Source organism: Streptomyces sp. DH12 (assembly GCF_020873895.1).
Classification (GTDB): Bacteria; Actinomycetota; Actinomycetes; order Streptomycetales; family Streptomycetaceae; genus Streptomyces.
The window spans coordinates 1-421 of sequence record NZ_JAHWGT010001346.1; the positions used below are offsets into that span (position 1 = coordinate 1).

Below are 421 nucleotides of genomic sequence, written 5' to 3' on the forward strand. Positions count from 1 at the left end.
TCCGAGCGCCGGTTGCTGCGCGTCCTGCGCCGGGTCGCCTTCATCGGGGTACGCGACATCGCCTCCGCCGAGATCCTCGAACGGGCCGGCTACCCGGGCGTGCTGGTGCCGGCCGGCGACCTCGCCGGCCTGCTGCCCGAGGCGCTCGGCGAGCCGGTCCCGCCGCGCCGGCCACGCCCCACCGGCCGGGCCCGTCTCGGCGTGACCCTGCTCGGCGTCGACCACGAGGCCGCCGATGTCGACGTGCGCCGCCGCGAGGACGCCCTGGTCGAGGGGGTGCGCGCGCTGGTGCGCGCCGAGCCCGTCGACGTCACCGTGTTCGTGTTCAACACCCACCCGGTGTACGGCGACGAGCGGGTCAGCGAGCGGCTGCGGGCCGCGGTCGCGGGGCACTGCGACGTGCGGGTGGTCACCGCCCGCG

Annotated in this window: 1 protein-coding gene; it reads left to right on the forward strand. The window is 77.7% G+C overall.

Features of this window, described 5'->3' with window-relative positions; all coding sequences use genetic code 11:
- The coding region (locus tag LPA54_RS40010) for a polysaccharide pyruvyl transferase family protein (RefSeq protein WP_228985329.1) at positions 1 to 421 on the forward strand (421 nt) is incomplete at both ends.